Annotated in this window: 12 protein-coding genes; 6 read left to right on the top strand and 6 right to left on the bottom strand. The window is 41.5% G+C overall.

What is annotated here, in order from left to right; genetic code table 11:
* Nucleotides 1-77 precede the first annotated feature (77 nt).
* A complete protein-coding gene (locus tag C4H12_RS11090) occupies nt 78-1,373 on the top strand; it encodes an MFS transporter (protein ID WP_106098979.1) in 1,296 nt (431 codons plus the stop codon).
* Between the two features lie 83 nt (nt 1,374-1,456).
* Here C4H12_RS11090 and C4H12_RS11085 read toward each other — a convergent pair whose 3' ends face one another.
* Nucleotides 1,457-2,164 (bottom strand): tRNA1(Val) (adenine(37)-N6)-methyltransferase, encoded by a 708-nt coding sequence (locus C4H12_RS11085; protein WP_106098978.1) that lies wholly within the window; start codon nt 2,162-2,164, stop codon nt 1,457-1,459.
* On the bottom strand, nt 2,164-4,386 hold the full coding sequence (locus C4H12_RS11080) for a hypothetical protein (RefSeq protein WP_106098977.1): 2,223 nt from the start codon (nt 4,384-4,386) through the stop codon (nt 2,164-2,166). The genes C4H12_RS11085 and C4H12_RS11080 overlap by 1 nt, the downstream gene beginning before the upstream one ends.
* A 280-nt stretch (nt 4,387-4,666) precedes the next feature.
* Between C4H12_RS11080 and C4H12_RS11075 the strand changes: the two genes are divergently transcribed.
* Entirely contained in the window at nt 4,667-5,902 is a 1,236-nt protein-coding gene (locus C4H12_RS11075) for a site-specific integrase (protein ID WP_095898438.1), read from the top strand.
* A gap of 872 nt (nt 5,903-6,774) precedes the next feature.
* Here the strand turns inward: C4H12_RS11075 and C4H12_RS11065 are convergent.
* The 3 genes from C4H12_RS11065 to C4H12_RS11055 all read right to left on the bottom strand — a co-directional run bounded on the left by C4H12_RS11065 (nt 6,775) and on the right by C4H12_RS11055 (nt 12,702).
* Nucleotides 6,775-7,959, bottom strand: a complete 1,185-nt coding sequence (locus C4H12_RS11065; RefSeq protein WP_106097854.1) for an efflux RND transporter periplasmic adaptor subunit — start codon at nt 7,957-7,959, stop codon at nt 6,775-6,777.
* Between the two features lie 5 nt (nt 7,960-7,964).
* Nucleotides 7,965-12,296 carry a CusA/CzcA family heavy metal efflux RND transporter gene (locus C4H12_RS11060; protein WP_106097853.1) on the bottom strand — a complete coding sequence of 1,444 codons (4,332 nt, stop codon included), beginning with the start codon at nt 12,294-12,296 and terminating at the stop codon, nt 7,965-7,967.
* 85 nt (nt 12,297-12,381) lie between these two features.
* A complete protein-coding gene (locus tag C4H12_RS11055) occupies nt 12,382-12,702 on the bottom strand; it encodes a DUF6660 family protein (RefSeq protein WP_106097852.1) in 321 nt (106 codons plus the stop codon).
* 833 nt (nt 12,703-13,535) lie between these two features.
* On the opposite strand from C4H12_RS11055, the gene C4H12_RS11045 reads away from it, so the two are divergent.
* From C4H12_RS11045 to C4H12_RS11035, 4 genes are all read left to right on the top strand, one after another.
* A complete protein-coding gene (locus tag C4H12_RS11045) occupies nt 13,536-14,300 on the top strand; it encodes a hypothetical protein (protein ID WP_106098976.1) in 765 nt (254 codons plus the stop codon).
* Nucleotides 14,301-14,313: 13 nt separating this feature from the next.
* Nucleotides 14,314-14,973: a fructose-6-phosphate aldolase gene (gene fsa / locus C4H12_RS11040; RefSeq protein WP_106098975.1), complete on the top strand. Its 660-nt coding sequence runs from the start codon at nt 14,314-14,316 to the stop codon at nt 14,971-14,973.
* 209 nt (nt 14,974-15,182) lie between these two features.
* Nucleotides 15,183-15,380 carry a carboxypeptidase-like regulatory domain-containing protein gene (locus C4H12_RS13905; RefSeq protein WP_254424767.1) on the top strand — a complete coding sequence of 66 codons (198 nt, stop codon included), beginning with the start codon at nt 15,183-15,185 and terminating at the stop codon, nt 15,378-15,380.
* A gap of 143 nt (nt 15,381-15,523) precedes the next feature.
* On the top strand, nt 15,524-17,677 hold the full coding sequence (locus C4H12_RS11035; RefSeq protein ID WP_254424766.1) for a TonB-dependent siderophore receptor: 2,154 nt from the start codon (nt 15,524-15,526) through the stop codon (nt 17,675-17,677).
* A 129-nt stretch (nt 17,678-17,806) separates the two neighbouring features.
* Here the strand turns inward: C4H12_RS11035 and C4H12_RS11030 are convergent, their stop codons facing one another.
* On the bottom strand, nt 17,807-18,658 hold the full coding sequence (locus tag C4H12_RS11030; protein ID WP_106098974.1) for a CPBP family intramembrane glutamic endopeptidase: 852 nt from the start codon (nt 18,656-18,658) through the stop codon (nt 17,807-17,809).
* Nucleotides 18,659-18,741: the final 83 nt, after the last annotated feature.

Below are 18,741 nucleotides of genomic sequence, written 5' to 3'. Positions count from 1 at the left end.
CATCTTAGATAAAAGATAAGGCACAAACAGAAAAGGAAATAAATAAATAACTAACAATTAATATAATAATTAAAATAATGGAACACCAAAATCAAAACAAGAGTTACGTATTGCCTATTGCAATGATGTTCGCCCTATTCTTTATGATATCATTCGTAACAGGCTTACAAGCACCTTTAGGTAACATTACTAAAACCCAATTTGGACTAAGCAACTTCGCTTCACAATTAGGGTATTTTGCCAATTTTGCTGCGTATGCCTTTATGGGTATCCCTGCAGGATTAATGCTACAACGCATTGGCTACAAAAAAACAGCTTTAGCAGCTATTGTAGTAGGCTTTGTAGGGGTATGTATTACTTTCTTTTCAGGTATAGCAGATAGTTTTGCTGTATACCTTACAGGAGCTTTCGTTGCAGGCTTCTCAATGTGTATGCTTAATGCAGTTGTTAACCCAATGCTTAATACCCTTGGTGGTGGTGGTAAGCGCGGCAACCAGCTATTACAATTCGGTGGGGTTGTGAACTCTATCGGGGCTACCATTGTACCTGTATTAGTAGGTTACTTGATAGGGGCTGCTGCCAATGCTGGCGATAACTCTTCAGCACAAATAACCGATGCCAACCCTGCATTATACTTAGCTATGGGAATTTTTGCTTTAGCTTTTATTGTTCTAGCTTTAGTTCAAATCCCCGAACCTCAAACAGCTGTTCAGGTAAAAGAAGTAGGTGTTAAAGATAGTCATAGTGCTCTTTCTTTCCGCCACTTTAAATTAGGTGCTGTTGCTATTTTCTTATATGTAGGTATCGAAGTAGGAATACAAAGTATCGCTTTTAACTTTATGAAAGAAGGCTTAAATATGGATGCTTCTATTGTTGGTTCTGTAGTTGGTACTTATTGGTTCTTGATGCTTATAGGCCGTTTGGTAGGTGGTTCATTAGGTCACAAATTCTCTAGTAAAGGAATGCTTGCTTTCGTATCAGTATTAGGACTTATATTTGTTTTCACAGCTATGTTAATGCCTGAAGACCAAAAAGTTAATATGCTAGTATTCAAGAAAGATATTTCATTCGGTTTTGCCGAAGTGCCTATCGGTATTATGTTCCTTATCCTTTGCGGTTTATGTACTTCAGTAATGTGGGGTGGTATTTTCAACCTTGCTACCGAAGGCTTAGGTAAATATACAGCTGCTGCTTCTGGTATCTTTATGGTTATGGTATGCGGTGGTGGTATATTACCTGCTATACAAGGTGCTGTAGCCGATGTGGTAGGCTATATGCAAAGTTACTGGGTAATAGCTATTGCTCTTCTATTCTTATTATACTATGCTTTAGTAGGTAGTAAGAATGTGAACACCGATATCAAAGTCGATTAAAGTTTAGTTCATTCTATAACCTATTTTATAATTTAAAAGGCGATACTTCTCAGTATCGCCTTTATTTTTTTAATGTATGATAATTAAAAGTTAAGATAAAACTCTTTAGTAAGGGTTTTGTAGGCCAATGTATAGTTATGCCGAGTCATTTCAATAGTAAGCGTTTGCGGGACAAAGGGAGTTATTGTACGAGTATTACTAAATAATAATAGACTGCGTTTTAGTGGAGCATCAGGAGTGCCCTGCGTACGCAATCCTTGTACAGGATAAAGAGCGTACTGTGCTGCCAAATGAATAAAACTCTCTTCTTCAGCATAAGGAATAATTACTGAAAAATACCCTGTAGAGGCAAGCAGTCTACTCACACCACCAAGTAATATATCAAAAGGCAAAGCCTCAGCCGAGCGGGCTATATGGCGCGCTGCAGCTGGGGCTTTGTAATTTGCAGTATAAAAAGGCGGGTTACTAATGATAAGATCATATAACTTCCCAACCGAAAGAAATTCTTGAAATGAAGTGTGGTAAGCCTTTAGCCGCTCTGCCCAAGGACTATTTTGCAAATTCTCACAACACTCATTGTAAGCAGCTTCATCTATCTCTATAGCTTCAATAGTTGCATTAGTAGTCCGCTGTGCTAGCATTAGCGAAAGCAACCCTGTACCTGCTCCTACATCCAAAATACGAGACGGAGCATAAAGAGGTGTCCAAGCCCCTAATAGCACTCCATCGGTGCCTACTTTCATTGCGGCAGCTTCTTGCTTTATAACAAATTGTTTAAACCGGAATAACATTACAAATTTCCGCTTTTCATTTTCTCAAGGTTTGCCTTCACTTGGGCACGCTCCTCTTCATGACCATCATCAGTGGTTGATAATAGCTGCACTGCCTTCTCTTCAGTGCTGATAGCCCTTTGTTTATCTCCATTAGCATACATTAAGTGGGCAAGAGTATCAAGATAATAAGGATTCTCAGGCTCCAACTGTACTGCCGATTGTGCCCATTTATAAGCTTCCTTAAGCAAGGTAGTATTATTTTTCAACTCCTCATACACCTTCCAAGCAATATTATTAGCCCTATTTGCAAAGCGCAACTTATAGTACTTCCAGCTATAATCATCATCATTTTTCGAGAAATCTTTATCAAGCCCAGCTATCAGATGCGTTTCTTCAGCCATTAAGCTTTGGTAATAATTACTGAAAGCATTTGCCGCTTCAAGGGTAAGATCATTATCATACAGAAACTCAATATATCTAAGATTTGAAAACATTCCCGAGCGCACCCCTGCTGCATACGCTTCTTTTACCGCAGAAAAGTATAGCTCATTGTCAGAAGATAATAAGTCTGTAAATATACTCTCCATCTGGTTTGGAAACACATTAATACTACCCTTAGTTAGTCCCATAAGATCTTTATCTGGCAATCCCTCGTTATAAGCTTTTATTTCTTTAAAAAACCGAATTAAGTAAGTAGCTGCCTTAAGGTCTGTTTCATTGTATGGAGCAGAAAAATAAAAAGCACGTTGGTACATATTAAGGTTCCCTGTATTAAAAGCTGCTATAGCTGCAAAATCAGTATTTAGCTTAGTATCCTTTTCGTGCGCATCTACTAGGCGCTTCCATTGCGTAAGAAAAGCCTCTGATGTAAGTTTAAAATGATACACTCCTTCTATATTTTTAAAGTAAGGACTATATTGCATCATCTGTTCCTCTACCAATGATTCTACCTCTTCTTCATTATCCAGCTCAACAGATTTAGGCTTATTAGCAGCAAGTAAATAAAGTTGTGAAGTGAAATAGTCATTAGCAATTTTACTAAAAACCTTTTCTACCTCAGCAATAGGTGCTTTAGGGTTTCCAAGCACTTTATCCATAAGGCGTGCAACTACACTAGCCCTAAGCAATGAAGCCTGCTTATATGACAATCCTCCTCGCTCCCTAACCTCAGCAGGAGTCGTGTCTTCTTTATAGATAAGCTCACCTTCAGGAGTAAATATCAAAAGCTGATTTGCTACCGTAACCCCCTTCTTCTTAAGCCATTTAGCATCAGCACTAGTAGCCAGATATGGCTGATAACTATACACCGTTTTCTCCTCCTCCTCATTATAATCTAATCCATTTTGAAGATACCACTCAAAAAGCTCCTCAAACTCCTTAGCCGCATTAGCACTTTTAGGTTGGTAAAAAACAGCCACAAGCGTATTATTCTTGTTTGCCAAAGAACAAACCTCAGCAAAACTCTTTACCTGTATTAGCTTCTGACTATGAGTAGCATTAGGATTATACAAAGGAATGTCTATTTCTTCGTGAAACGGAATAATATGTTTCCAGTTGCTTACTTTCTCGTATGATAAAGGCTGCAATAAGTTAGTGTCAGGAGCCGTTACTTTATTAAAAACAATAGGCTCATACGACATTGTCCTATCATTAATCGTAAGCGTCTGTTTCTCTGGGTTATATAATAATGAAAGCTCATTATTAACAGCCTTATCAAGGTTCACAGCCACATTCAAACCATTAGTTCCCTTCCCAATAGCAAATTTTTCTATAACCACAGCCGCCTTAGGGTCGTCTACAGCCGCCGGATGATACGCATTCACCAAGTACAGATATTCCGTTCTGGGTATTTCAACCGTATAATCTTCCTCATCTTGCACCTTGTTATACATACTCACATATTCCACCTCGCCCTGCTGGTTCTCATAACCAAGATACACAAAACGCGCACTAAAAGGCGTATTCCCTTCAGGCACAAAAGTAATTTGCAGCTGCTCGCTATCACTCTTAGCCTTACTTACCTTGAACATACTCCCTTTCGAAAAGTTGATTTTCAGTATATTATTAGTAACAGAATAAGTCCCCGAAGTCATCAGCGCTTCAACAATATTCTCAGGGGCAATACGTATCTCGAAGTCCACCTCAGGGCGTTCCGAACGATAAGTCCCCTCTATCTCAGGGGTTTGTGCAGTAAGAGTAGTAACAGCCAAGAAGCTAAGTACGTGTACAATCTTTTTCATTAGTAACAAATTTTGGGGCAAAATTACGAATAAAAAGCAAAACTACAAAAAATAATGTAATTAGCTCATACAAAGAGGATTAATTTTTTGACAGGAAGATAAGAGAAGACAGAGTCTTAGATGTTTTAGATAGGTTTTTTCAAAATTAGGTTTCTAAATCGTTACCTACCATACTGAAAAATATTTTTTATTAATAGGTTATATTTCAGTGTTTTACACCTTTTTTCATATTGTACAGTAACTTGATAAAAAGTACTTTCGCAAATTAAAAAATTAGAGTATGAAAAAAGTAAAACGCTCAACCTTTAAGGTATTGTTTTGCCTTAAAAAGAATGCCCCAAAGAAGAACGGTAAGGTTGCTATTATGGGGCGTATTACCATTGACAATCAGGTAGCTCAGTTTAGTACCAAACTTGAAATCCTTCCACAGAAATGGGATTTGAAGTACGGAAGGGTAACAGGTAAAACAGAAGAAGCTACCCAACTTAATCGCAAGCTGGAAGAGATTCGCTCACGTATTATTACTCATTACAAGGAACTGATGAAGTACGAGGGAGTGGTTACTGCTCAGAAGCTAAAAGCTACTTTTCTAGGCATAGGAGTAATGGAAGATTCCTTGCTAAAAGTCTATGAGAATTTCAAAGAAGGCTTTGCCTTGATGGTAGAAAAAGGTGTTAGAAGTTACAGCACTCTTAACAAATATGAGAATGTATATACTCATTTGAGCGAGTTTATCCAGTATAAATACCGCAGAAGTGATATTTCTTTCAAAGAGCTTACAGAAGACTTTATCAACGATTTTGATTTCTATCTTAGAGTTAATAAAAGTCTTACTCACAACACAATATGGGTTTATATGATGCCCCTTTGTAAAATGGTAGAAATAGCCATAGACAAAGGAATTATCTATCGCAATCCTTTTAAGAATTATATAAGTTCTATGGAGGAGAAAGATAGAGGCTATTTGCTTAGAGAGGAAGTAGAAACTCTTTTACAATATCACCCTAAGAGTGCTTCTGCTGAATTAGTACGAGACCTATTTGTTTTTAGTTGCTTTACAGGCTTCTCTTATATTGATATCAAACAACTTAAAAGAAGCCACTTACAATCGTTCTTTGACGGCAACAAATGGCTTATCAAACGCCGTCAGAAATCTGATGTGCCCTGTAATGTACGTCTGTTGGATATAGCCGAGAAAATTATTGAAAAATATGAAGGTACGACTCGTACAGAGGCATTGTTTCCTACACCCTCCAACACTAATTGCAATCTCTTAATCAGAAAGATGATGAAAGATTGTAACATCATTCGTGAAAAACCCATTTCATTTCACTGGGCACGCCATACCTTTGGTACTCTGTTCTTAACAGAAGGGGTTCCCTTGGAAAGTGTTAGCAAGATGATGGGACATAAGAATATCAAAACTACCCAGATTTATGCTAAAATCACCAATGAGAAAATCAGCAAGGATATGGAAATTGCTGCCGAACGATTAAAGAATTTAAAGATAGGATAGCTTCTCAGTGTCTTTTAAAAATTAGAAATCCATTGATAATATTTCAAAAAGAGATGTGTCAATGGATTTTTTTGTTGCCTTACAAAAAGCTATCTCACAAAGATAAGAGTGTTATTAAGACTTACCTATTTTCCCTGTTTTAAACACTTAAGGCACGTAATGGCGGTTCGTTGTTCGAGTGCAAAGGTATTTCTGTGTTCTTAACGCTTCTTGCAAGGTCAAGCCCGATGGGTTTTCAAAAAATCTCCAGCCCTTGTCCGTTGTCCTGCGGGTAGTATTTTTTTTGAAAAACCTTGTAGAAGCTAAACACAGACCTTTTATGGCACTCGAAACGAAACCAGCTCATTCCGACCTTTAAGCGAATAAAAAAAATGTCAAATATGAGAAAAATGCCGCTTCTTACAGATTGTTTTTTGAAACGAATACCGCTTTTCCTCCCATTGTCGAATAAAAATTTCAAACTATGTAGCTACCTAATTACGTTTTTACCTTCGTACATACTTGCTTGCTTTGATGCGTGAATGCAAAGTAATGTACAAATATACATATAGCTTTACATAGAATTGTAAATAACTCTGTAAGTAAGTGATTAAATATATTGCTAATATGCCCTAAATCACTTTATGAGCTTGTAGTATTTATCTTCTTTTCTTATGGTTAATTAAAATTTGACCTTTAGGGAGAATCTTCTGTTCACCGGAACAGAGCAAGTTGTGTTTTGAGGCACGCATTAGGCGTGTAGGCACCTCAAAACCACTTGCCCTTGCAGGGAGCTTAAAACACACTCCGAAGTCGTGGTTTTTTACTTTTATATTTTTATTGTATTTCTAATGTAATAAAATTTTAATAATATATCCGATACATTACCAATTCTAATCACTATCTTTTTCAGCATTTACTAAGGTTGCGTTGATAAAGAATGCTCCTTTGGTAGCAATAGTCTGTTCGGGGGCTATAGGTTTTACAGGGGCAATGGCAGTATACCCACTTTCGGAAGCTCCTTTTACTACCTCCACTTTCTCAAAAGAGGTTTCTTTATCCGAAGTTTGGGTTACCAGAAAAATGTAGGATTTACCAGCATCCTCTACGATAGCCTCGTTAGGTACAGCAGGGGTCGTTTGTTTGTCAAGACTGATAACCCCTGTTACATTCATTCCATTGATGAGCCCTTGTTTGTCACCCTCTACGTGGCAATGTACAATGATACTTTTGCTTTCGTTTTCAAACGAAGCCGCAATGTTATACACTTGGGCATCATATTCGCGAGAGGTGTTATTGGTAGGGTTGAAGTGCACTTGTTGTCCTACCTTAATGTAAGGCAAGTCTCGCTCATACACTTGCAAGTGCAGGTGCAGCGAACTGTTGTCGATGATTTCCACAATAGGGGTGGAGGCATCTACATAAGCCCCTTTGTTAGTATATACCGCACTGATATTCCCACTAATAGGAGCCACTATCGCCAAAGTAGATTGCATTCCCTTATCGGTGAGTGTTTGAGGGTTTAAGCCCATTAGGCGTATTTGTTCTTCAAGTGAAGCTTTTTCGGTACGGAGGGTGCGTAGCTGAGTAGTAGCGGCTTGTAGGTTCTTACCAGTACCAGCATTACCTTCATAGAGGGTTTGCTGACGGTCAAGTTCTTGTTTAGCAAGTTCTATCTGACTATTAACGGTGAGCAAGCGCTGTTGTTGTTGCAAGAATTCTGGGTTAGAAACAGTAGCGATTACTTGCCCTTTTTGCACATAACTGCCTATCTCTACCTTTACGCTCTTGATAATCCCCGCATATACAGTCGATACCTTCGCCTGATGGTCGGCAGGCACGCTCAGTATTCCATTGGCTTTGAGGGTAGCGGCAAGAGCTTTTTCTTCTATATGTCCCAAACGAATATCTACAGTTTGGATTTGAGCTTGGGTAAGGGTGGTGAGGTTGCCTCCTTCTTCGTGGTGTTCTTCGCGCTCTTCGAGCTTTTGATTATTGGTAGTTGTAGGAGTGCCATTGCAGGCTGATAGACTAATTCCTATAAGGATAAAAGCGATTTTTATACTATATTTTTTCATTTGTTTTACTGGTTTAAAAGGGATTGTATTTCTATTACTTTTTGATTAAGCGCCTCGATACTCTCAAGGTATGCTAAGCGGGTATCTACGGCTGTCTGTAGGGTGTAAAGGTACTCCACATAGCTTATTTCACCTGCGCTATACCCTAACTGATTGGCTCGGATAATGCGCTCGGCTTCGGGTAGAGCTTCTTGTTTGTAAAACTGATATTTTTGCAAATTCAGTTGGTATTCCTCTTGCAGATTTATCCATTGAGTTTTAAGCTGTTTTTCTGTTTGTTGGGCTTCTTCTATAGCTGCTTCTTTCTGATATTTATAAGCTTTCACCTTGGCACGGGTAGCGGTAAAAATAGGAACTGAAAGCCCTATGGTGGCAAAGTGAAAACGTTTACTTCTATCAGTATAGGTCTCTACCCCTCCAATGGTTTGCATTCCTATAAGAGACTGATTGGTATAGCCCAATGTAAGGTCGGGCAGGGCTTGGGCACGCTCTAGACGTTTGTTGTGCTCAGCTATGTTTGCTTCTTGATAGCTGAGTTGTACCAAAGGGTGCTGAGAGAGTTGTACATCCGAAGGCTCACTGAGTAACAAAGGCTCATACACGGGCGACTTGGTAATGGTAAATGCTTCTTCTGTTTGCATTAACGTACGCAAGTTGCGATAGGTAGCTTGTTGTATAGTTTTGTTCTGTTGAAGTAACAAACTTATTTCTCCTTTCTTCACTTGGGCAGTGTTAATATCTATCTTCTTGGTATCCCCTGCTTTATAGCGTACTTCAGCAATGCGAATAAAATTATTGTAGAGACTATCAAGCTGCAAGAGCTGTTCCTCTTTAAAAGTCAAATATTGCAATTGCTGATATGCGTTGCGCACTTGCCGCTTCAGTTCATTCTGCTGAAGGGCTAATTGCCCTTGTTGTAATTGTGTCTCTGCTTGATAGAGCTTTTTGCGAGCAGCAAATACTGTAGGCAAAGGAATAGATTGTGATACACCTACTGAAAGGTCTTTTTCAGCACTGCTGTACTGCCCGTATTGCCCTGTAAAGTCTGTTTTAGCCAATTCAAAAGAGGTTCGCTCTTTAGCACTTGCTCCTTGTAGCTTGAGTTGTGCTGCCTTAATCACTCCATTGTTCTTAAGGGCTATTTGCTCTATTTCTTGTAGCGAGTAAGACTGCTGAGCGTGTAGCGCTATAGGACTGATAAGCAATAGGACTATCGTGAGTACTTTAGCTGAAGGACGGCGCCAAGAAAAGGTACTATTGAAAGCGATGTAAAGCAACGGAAGCACGAAGAGGGTGAGGAAGGTAGCCGATACTAACCCCCCAATAACCACTGTAGCTAAGGGGCGTTGTACTTCTGCTCCTGCTCCTTGACTGAGTGCCATAGGTAGGAAACCTAAGCTCGCCACCATAGCCGTCATTAGCACAGGGCGTAAACGCATTTCGGTACCCGTAATCACGCGATGCAAAAGGTTGGTCATTCCTTCTTTTTTCAGCTGGTTGAAAGTGCCAATAAGCACTATACCGTTGAGCACTGCTACCCCAAAGAGCGCGATAAAACCAATACCCGCACTAATACTAAAAGGCATTCCCCGAAGAAGCAAGGCAAATACGCCCCCAATGGCACTCATCGGGATAGCGCTAAAGATGAGCAATGATTGTTTTATAGAGTGGAAAGCAAGGTATAACAAGAAAAATATTAAAAGTAGGGCTACAGGCACGGCTATGAGCAGTCGGTCGGTGGCTTGTTGTAGGTTCTCAAACTGACCGCCATAGGTAAAGTAATAGCCCGTAGGGAGCTTTACGCCCTTTAATTTTTGTTCTATATCACTCACCACACTCTGCACATCGCGCCCTTGCACGTTGAAGCCAATGACGATACGGCGCTTGCCTGCTTCACGGCTTACTTGTGCGGGGCCTAATTCATATTTGATAGTGGCCAATTGGCTCATCGGCACCTGCCCATTTTCGGTAGCTACCATCATATGCTGTACATCGTCAATTCCGGTACGATGGAGGCTATCGAGGCGCACCACAAGGTCGAACCTTCGTTCGTTCTCGAAGACAACCCCAGCCTTCTTACCAGCAAAGGCGGTACTGAGTACCTCATTGACCTCTTGCACCGAAAGTCCGTAGTTGGCCAAGCGTACCCGATCGTAAGTAACATTGATTTGCGGAAGTCCGCTTACTTTTTCGACCTGTGGGGCGGTAGCACCTTCTGTTTTCTGGATAAGTTGGCTTACTCTTTGGGCGTAGTGGGCGAGGGTATCCATGTTTTCTCCAAAGATTTTTATCGTTACATCCTGTCTGACACCTGTCATCAATTCGTTGAAATGCATTTGTATAGGCTGGCTTTTCTCAAAGAAAACCCCAGGAATATCCTTGAGCCGCTCAATGATGGCATCTCCTAATTCCTCATAGGAGCGACCACTTTTCCATTGGTCTTGGCTCTTGAGTACGATCACAATATCGGAGGCTTCCAGCGGCATAGGGTCGGTAGGTATTTCGGCAGAACCTGTTTTGCCTATCACCATTTTCACCTCGTCGAACTCACGAATCAGGCGAGAGGCCTGCATGGAAGTCTCCAAGCTCTGCTTCAGGGAAGTGCCCGGTGGCAGAATACATTCAAAAACAAAATCGCCTTCTTGTAGTTGTGGAATAAACTCACCTCCCATACGGCTGAAAATGCCTACCGCAAGAACGAACAGTACCACGGTACTGCCTATTATCCATCCCCTAAGGCGGATAGAACGGACAAAGAGCGGTTGGTAGTGACGGTAGAGCCAGCTTATCATTCGCTCGGCAAAACTGCGCTTGTCACTTACTGTTTTAGGTAGGAGCAAAGCGCTCATGGCAGGGATATAAGTCAGGGAAAGGATCAGGGCACCCAAAATAGCAAAGACGACGGTTTGTGCCATAGGGCGGAACATCTTGCCCTCTACTCCTACCAAGGTAAGAATGGGAATATACACCATCAGGATGATAATCTCTCCGAAGGCGGCACTACTGCGTATTTTGGAAGCGGAATGGAATACCTCCTCATCCATTTGTGTTTGGGTAAGTCGTTGGTGGTTCTTTCGGATCGCCAAGTGGTGCATCACTGCTTCTACCACGATAACCGATCCATCTACGATAATTCCGAAATCTATCGCTCCCAAGCTCATCAGGTTGGCACTTACTCCAAAGAGGTTCATCATTCCTAAGGCAAAGAGCAAGGAGAGCGGAATGGCTGTGGCAACAATCAGTCCGGCACGCAGGTTCCCTAAGAAAAGTACTAAGATGAAGATGACAATCAGCGCCCCCTCTAAGAGGTTTTTCTCTACTGTATGGATGGCGCGTTGTACCAAGTCCGTGCGGTCTAAGAATGGCTCTATCACTACATCTTCAGGTAGGGATTGCTGTATGGTGGGCAGTTTTTCTTTGATACGACTGACTACCTCGTGGCTGTTTTCGCCCTTGAGCATCATCACTACCCCACCTACGGCATCCACCTCGCCATTATAGCTAAGGGCACCATAGCGGAGGGCACTGCCCAAGCGTACCTCGGCTACATGCTTGATAAAGAGGGGAGGGGTGTGCTTGCCTACGGCTATATTGCCTATGTCTTCAAGGGAGCGAGCCATGCCTATTCCTCGGATAAAGTAGGCATTGGGGCGCTTGTCGATATAGGCACCTCCTGTATTTTGGTTGTTCTGCTCCAAAGCAGTGAAAATATCACTGACACTCACCCCCATGGCACGGAGGCGATCGGGGTCTATAACCACCTCATACTGTTTGAGTTCGCCTCCAAAGCTGTTGATTTCGGCTATTCCTTTGGTACCATAGAGTTGGCGAGCCACGATCCAGTCCTGCATGGTGCGGAGGTCTTTGGCGGAATATTTGTTTTTGCTCTGTTCCGTAGGGCGAATGATATACTGATATACCTCCCCCAGTCCGGTACTCACGGGTGAGAGTTCGGGCGAGCCTATGCCTTGAGGGATTTGCTCCTGTGCCTCCTTGAGCTTTTCATTGACTAGCTGGCGGGCAAAGTAGATGTCCATATCCTCGCTAAAGACGGCTGTGATGACCGAGAGACCAAAGCGGGAAATACTGCGTGTTTCCTCCAGCCCAGGAATATTGGCGATGGCTTGCTCAATAGGAAAAGTAACCAGTTGCTCTACCTCTTGTGAGGCCAAAGTAGGGGTAGAGGTGATGATTTGTACTTGGTTGTTAGTAATATCTGGAACGGCATCAATGGGGAGCCTTGTAGCACTCCATACGCCCCAAAAAATAAGCATAAGGGTCATGAATCCTACAAATAGCTTATTTTTGATGCTAAATAGTATGATTTTGTCTAACATTTCTAATAAGAATTAATGATTAGTTAATGACTAATGATGGGTGAGATGACTAATGAACAATCACTTGAGATGAAGAAAGAAAAGACTATATCTTGGGAGGAGTCCAGATATTCCCATAGCAGTTCGAAGACCATACGGTCAGGGGATAGCTATAGGAGGGAATGGTTGCGGTGGCTTGAGCAATGGTTAAGGCCTCATAAGTAGTGGGCGTGCTGATTACCATTTGGCAGCAAGTGCAAATGCAGAAAGATGAACAGCTATCCAAATGAAAATGAGAGTGTTCCCCAGTTGGGGCTGTTACAAATTCATAAGAAGCTGAAGACTCCTCACCTTCAAGCATATCCGTACAAGGCAGCCCAGTGAGTGCCAACAGATATAAGCTAAGTATGAAGGTGAAAAATCTCATATTGGGAGCAAAGATACATTTTTTTTCAATCTGACAAAATTTTTTGATTTTGTCGCATTCTACTACATAATTAAAAATAACACATCTGACACATTACCAGCTCCACGCAGACGTGCGTTGCTGCACGTCTGCGGGTGCAAAGGTAAATTTTTTTGGTTATATTGTCAAGATGTTGTACCTTTTCACCTAGAAGTTACTGAGAAAATAGGTATAATCAAATGAAATAAGAGCTATTACTAAATCATTACCTAATCTTCTTGTAATTCCTGTATCTTCTTTATTTAAAATAGATTATAAAAGTAGTTTCAATTTTGGGGCAAAAATACAAAAAAAACTCATCACTTGTCAAATTCCCCCAAAGTTATTCCCCCCACCCCCACACTATCCCCTATCTCCCAACCCCTCCTCCCTAACTCCTATCTCCTAACCCTCCCATTGCGAATAATGCAAAAACCACCCCCTCTCCACCTATCCCCTATCTCCTAACTCCTTTCCCCTAATAATCAGCCCATTACATCCCCACCCTCTTACCTCTTAACCCTTACCTTTTACCTACTTTAAACGAACCTATAACGAAGGATAAACGAACTCTAAACGAAGTATAACCCTCATAAGCCTGATTTCCAGCCCCTTCTCCACCCCACCCACCCTTTGCCAAATCCGCAACAAATTCCCCCAAACCCTACATTTTTCTCACCCTTTCTCCCTTTTTCCCCTATTTTTATTAACAACCCTCTATCTCCTATCCCCTATCTCCTATCCCCTAACTCCTCTCCCCTATTGCCAATTCAAAAAAAAGCCCTATATTTGCAGCCTAAAAAAACAATTTACGAATGAAAAAACTTATCTTCACACTCATCGCCCCCTTAGCATTAGTGGGCTGTAACAAAAATATCACCGCACCTAACGATGCCGATAATATGCGACTAAAAGGAAAAGTAAAACAAGTTACCGAAGTAACCCAATACAATAACATATACGGCAAACGCACCGATACCACCTTCTACTCCTTCAATGAAAAAGGCTTCTTCACCCAAGCCGAACGCCGTATGTGGTTCATCTCTGAAGATAATTCCGAAACCCATAAAGAAACCTTCAAAAGAACCTTTAAATACCCCGCAGCCAACACCATCGAAATGATAGGCTACGACAATAAAGGCACCGAAATACAAAAAACCATTACCAAAATCAACGACAAAGGATTCCCTACCGAAATAGAAAACGAAAGAATAGGAGGCGAAAAATACAAAATGCACTTCTCCTACTCCAAAGAAGGAACCGTAGCCGAAACTACCTTTGAAGTAGATTCACAAACCCTCGAGCAATTCCTCGTCGTTACCTATAACCCTAACGGACAAACCCTTACCGAAGAAACCTACCCCAAAAAAGGAGCCGCCATCACCAGAAAAAAAACCTTTACCTATAACGACAAAGGCTTCATCTCTTCAGTAACCCTCGACGACTTAGCCCAAAGCCAAGCCCAAAACAAAATTACCTACCAATACCAATACGATAGCAAAGGTAGCGCTACCGAAATAAAAGAATACAACAATGGCGAACTAAGCGCCACATACAAACGAACAATCGAATATTACTAAATTTTTAAACAATATGAAATTCTTTATCGATACCGCTAATTTAGCACAAATACAAGAAGCCCAAGATTTAGGCGTCCTCGATGGCGTAACCACCAACCCATCACTAATGGCAAAAGAAGGAATCACCGGCAAAGAAGCCATCCTTCAGCACTACAAAAACATCTGCGAAATCGTAGATGGCGACGTCTCAGCCGAAGTAATCGCTACCGATTTCCAAGGAATGATACGCGAAGGCGAAGAACTATACGCCCTATGCCCACAACAAATAGTCGTGAAAATACCTATGATTAAAGAAGGCATCAAAGCCATCAAATATTTTACCGACAGAGGCATCCGTACCAACTGCACCTTAGTCTTTTCCGCAGGACAAGCACTTCTCGCAGCCAAAGCAGGCGCCACCTACGTATCACCCTTCATAGGTAGGCTAGACGACATCTCTACCGACGGACTTTCTCTAATCGAAGATATCCGCCAGATATATGACAATTACAGCTTCGAAACAGAAATATTAGCAGCCTCAGTGCGCCACACTATGCACATTATGGAATGCGCCAAAATAGGAGCCGATGTAATCACAGCACCCCTATCAGCCATTTTAGGCTTGCTAAAACACCCCCTTACCGATGCCGGTCTAGCACAATTCCTCGCCGATTACAACAAAGGTAACAAATAAAAACACTCACTTTTTACAAAACGAAAAGCTGCCAAGCCATAATGCTTAGCAGCTTTTTTTTATCACTAAACCACCCCAATACATCACACCTCCTATTTCAAAAAACAAGCTAATCATTAAATTTCACCCCCCTTTTTGCTTGTTATATTTAAAAATATCTCTATTTTTGCACACTGTAATAAAGTAGAATAATTTTAAATAAATAATTTATGAAACGTATCTTTCTGTTATTAACACTTTTAGGAGTTAATATCTCTTATATTTTTGCCCAACAAACCGAAGTAAGAGGGCGTGTAACCGATGAAAACAAACAGCCCCTTGTAGGAGTTACCGTACTGCTCGAAGGCACTAATAACGCGCTACTACCAACGAGGCAGGATTTTACAATCTCCACCACATACCCGTAGGCAAGCAAACTATTATATTTAGTTATGTAGGCTTCCAACCACTAAAAATACGCACCGATATCAGCCCCAATCCCAGTGGCACACACACCCACCTCGATGTACAACTCACCGAAGAACTCACCGCCCTACAAGAAGTCGAAGTAGTGGGCAGAAAGGAAAGCAGCTATAAAAATACCAATTCCTTTATAGGTACCAAAACAGCCGCTGCCCTAAAAGATGTTCCTCAATCAGTAGGCTACGTTACCAAAGAGCTTATTTTAGACCAAGGCGCTACTACCGTCAATGAGGTAGTAAAAAATATCAGTGGGGTAAACCAATACACTTCCTACAACGATTTTTCAATACGCGGATTTCGGGCAACAGGCAACCGCAATTCAGGTAACCTACTCAATGGGATGCGTGCCCAAACAAGCCTATGGAAGCAATCATCATTGGCTAATATCGAGCGCGTCGAAGTCATCAAAGGCCCTGCCTCAGCACTCTTTGGCAATGCTGCCCCTGGCGGAGTGATCAATAGGGTAACCAAAAAGCCCCTTCTAAAAAAACAAAACAGCATTTCGGTAGGTGTTGGCAGCTGGAATACCCTCAAAACCTACGCCGATTTTACAGGCCCTCTTAACCCTAAGAAAACCCTTTTATACCGCCTCAATTTAGGCTATGAAAAAACCGACTCTTTCCGTGATTTGCAAGGCTCTGAAAGCTATATAGTCGCCCCTTCATTCTCTTACCTCCCCAATGATAAAACCCGCGTAAATGTAGATTTTGTATATCAGAATTTCAATGGCAAAATAGACCGAGGGCAAGTCTTCCCTGCCAATGGCACCCTCTATGATACACCCATCAGTATGTCTATGAGTGCTGCCAATGATTTCCTTAAAGAAAACACACTCAACACTACTATTGGGCTCTCTCATAAGTTCAACGAACATATTTCGTTTAACGCCATCTACCTTAACTCTACTTATAGTGAGGATATGCAAGAACATACCCAAGCCAACTTGTACTACAAGCAAATAGGCAATGGCGCCAATGCTTTCCGCTATGCCGACCCCAACAAGGTACTGATGACTTTTAACCAGCGCAAGCGTTCCTTTGCCAACAATAGTTTTAATAACTACTTCAACTTCACTTTCAACACAGGCATCGTAAAACACAAGTTATTGGTAGGGTATGACTATTTCCTATCAGAACAGAAATATGGCGCCTCAGGCACTACTGCTCAGGGGTATTTGAACAAGGACAAAACCAAAGTAGTCAACACCTACACCACCACTACTAACGTATTAGCAGGGTCAGTACAAACCCCTACTACCAATGTCCCAGTGTTCGATTTAGAAAATCGTCCGGAAGGCAATGCGTATAAAGACATTAGCAAGTATATCTATCGCCAAAATGTACTCAATCCGTATGAGGAATATTCTCATGGCGTATATGTGCAAGAGCAGATGGACATCAGCATTGTGAAAGTACTTGTAGGGTTACGACAAGAGTGGTTTACCGAAATCCTCAACAAAGGCACTACCAAAGAGACTCAAGGTAAAACCCAAGTCTTTATACCACGTGTTGGATTAGTGGTAGAAGCCTGTGAAAACATCAATCTATATTCTACTTGGGTAAAAGGATTTCAGCCTCAAGGCGCCAATATACAGTCCGACCCCGAGCGCTATGGAGGCCCCTTTGATTATGTCGAAAGTGAGTTACACGAAATAGGACTCAAAACCGAATGGTTCAACAAGCGGTTAAATGCTACCCTTTCAGTGTTTAAAATCAAGCAAGAAAACTCGTTAGAGCAAAGTGCCAAAGCAGGCAAACCCGATTGGCGTGTACCTGTAGATGAAGAATCAAATGGCTTTGAACTAGATATCGCCGGACGCATTATACCCAACTGGAGTATAGTGGCAAACTATGCCTATACCGATGCACGTATTGTAAAACTAAAAGAAAATGGCACCCTAAAAGACCTAAATGTGCAACGCCCCAGCACCCCACGTCATGCCGCTAATTTCTGGACGAAATATATCATCCAAAAAGGTGCTTTAGAAGGTTTAGGGCTAGGTGTAGGAGTGAATTATGTAAGTGAGCGGTTAGGGCAAGTAGGGCGTCGCGCTACTGCTGCCTCCTACCCCGAATACACCTTAGTAAACGCTGTACTTTACTACAAAGTAAAAGAAGTACAGTTCCAAGTAAATGTAAACAATGTGCTCAACCGCACCTATTGGATTAGTGGTTATGATAATCTCCGCAACTTCCCTGGTGCCCCACGCAATGTAAATGCTACTGTTACTTATCAGTTTTAGAAGCCTTTCTATATCTACTTTTAATAATAAGAGAGCAGGGTTCATTTAAACCCTGCTCTCTTATTATTAGCCACAAAATAGCCACAATACATTTCTAAAAAAGCTACTAATAGTAGCTATTCAAGTAATTTACACCACCTCCTTAGCTATCCTAATCCTGCGCAACCATAAGCCCACACCAAGATATAACAAGCAAGGTATAATCCCCGAAACAGGCGAAATAAGTATCTCCTTACCCGTCTCAATAAGTATATGCCTATCATATATCAGGTTATTGATAGTCGTATCCTCAATAGCATGCATCCACACCCCAGGCCATATCGATTTGGTAAGGCGGAAAAGTTCCGTATACATCACTGTCCACGAAGTGCAACACACCAGCGCCATTACACAAAAAGTAACCCTATCATAAGGAAATACAGCAAATAACTGCTCTGGCTTCAGAAAATAAAAGAAGTAAGGCCAATGCCATGAGCACCACACCACCCCCACAATAAGGTACAACCACACATCCTTAATCTTCAAGCTCAGCAAGCGCGCAGTAAGATACCCCCTCCACGCCGATTCTTCAAAGAAATTCTTTACAATCTCCGCTAGTACCAAAACACCAAAGCTCGCAAGGTAACTCTCCCACCTAATTTCCACCTTCAGCCATCCCAATACTCCCCCTATAAGTAACGTAAGGGCAATCACTACAGGATAGATAAGAGCCGCCACCCCATACCACCGTAAGTTCTTCTTAATAAGCGGACGCAAGCCAGCATCTCGCCACCCATCACCCATAAAGGCGCGTAAGAGGAGCCAAGTAAGCACAGGGGCAATAATAAAAATACCCATTCCACTAGTACCACTGCTGGTATCGCTAAAATCACCAGCCGTTTCCCCCGTAAGTGAATCTACCCACACACCTACCCAGCCACAGCTCAGCGCTACAAAAATAAAAATACATAAATTCCTAATGGTTCGTGATTTATTCTTCATCTTTTAAAAATATTTGATTATCTTTGGCGCAAAATTACGGCGGTGCACATAACTGCACAATACTGAATAATAACCATTTTGAA

The organism is Capnocytophaga sp. oral taxon 878, assembly GCF_002999135.1.
In the GTDB taxonomy this organism is placed as follows: domain Bacteria; phylum Bacteroidota; class Bacteroidia; order Flavobacteriales; family Flavobacteriaceae; genus Capnocytophaga.
This window is presented reverse-complemented; position numbering and strand designations above follow the sequence as displayed.

What these genes read in the sequence shown, in the direction of transcription:
- C4H12_RS11055 (WP_106097852.1), bottom strand. Translation starts at nt 12,702, where the DNA reads ATGAGATTTTTCACCTTCATACTTAGCTTATATCTGTTGGCACTCACT.
- C4H12_RS11085 (WP_106098978.1), bottom strand. Translation starts at nt 2,164, where the DNA reads ATGTTATTCCGGTTTAAACAATTTGTTATAAAGCAAGAAGCTGCCGCA.
- C4H12_RS11065 (WP_106097854.1), bottom strand. Translation starts at nt 7,959, where the DNA reads ATGAAAAAATATAGTATAAAAATCGCTTTTATCCTTATAGGAATTAGT.
- C4H12_RS11030 (WP_106098974.1), bottom strand. Translation starts at nt 18,658, where the DNA reads ATGAAGAATAAATCACGAACCATTAGGAATTTATGTATTTTTATTTTT.
- C4H12_RS11075 (WP_095898438.1), top strand. Translation starts at nt 4,667, where the DNA reads ATGAAAAAAGTAAAACGCTCAACCTTTAAGGTATTGTTTTGCCTTAAA.
- C4H12_RS11080 (WP_106098977.1), bottom strand. Translation starts at nt 4,386, where the DNA reads ATGAAAAAGATTGTACACGTACTTAGCTTCTTGGCTGTTACTACTCTT.
- C4H12_RS11060 (WP_106097853.1), bottom strand. Translation starts at nt 12,296, where the DNA reads ATGTTAGACAAAATCATACTATTTAGCATCAAAAATAAGCTATTTGTA.
- fsa (WP_106098975.1), top strand. Translation starts at nt 14,314, where the DNA reads ATGAAATTCTTTATCGATACCGCTAATTTAGCACAAATACAAGAAGCC.
- C4H12_RS11045 (WP_106098976.1), top strand. Translation starts at nt 13,536, where the DNA reads ATGAAAAAACTTATCTTCACACTCATCGCCCCCTTAGCATTAGTGGGC.
- C4H12_RS13905 (WP_254424767.1), top strand. Translation starts at nt 15,183, where the DNA reads ATGAAACGTATCTTTCTGTTATTAACACTTTTAGGAGTTAATATCTCT.
- C4H12_RS11090 (WP_106098979.1), top strand. Translation starts at nt 78, where the DNA reads ATGGAACACCAAAATCAAAACAAGAGTTACGTATTGCCTATTGCAATG.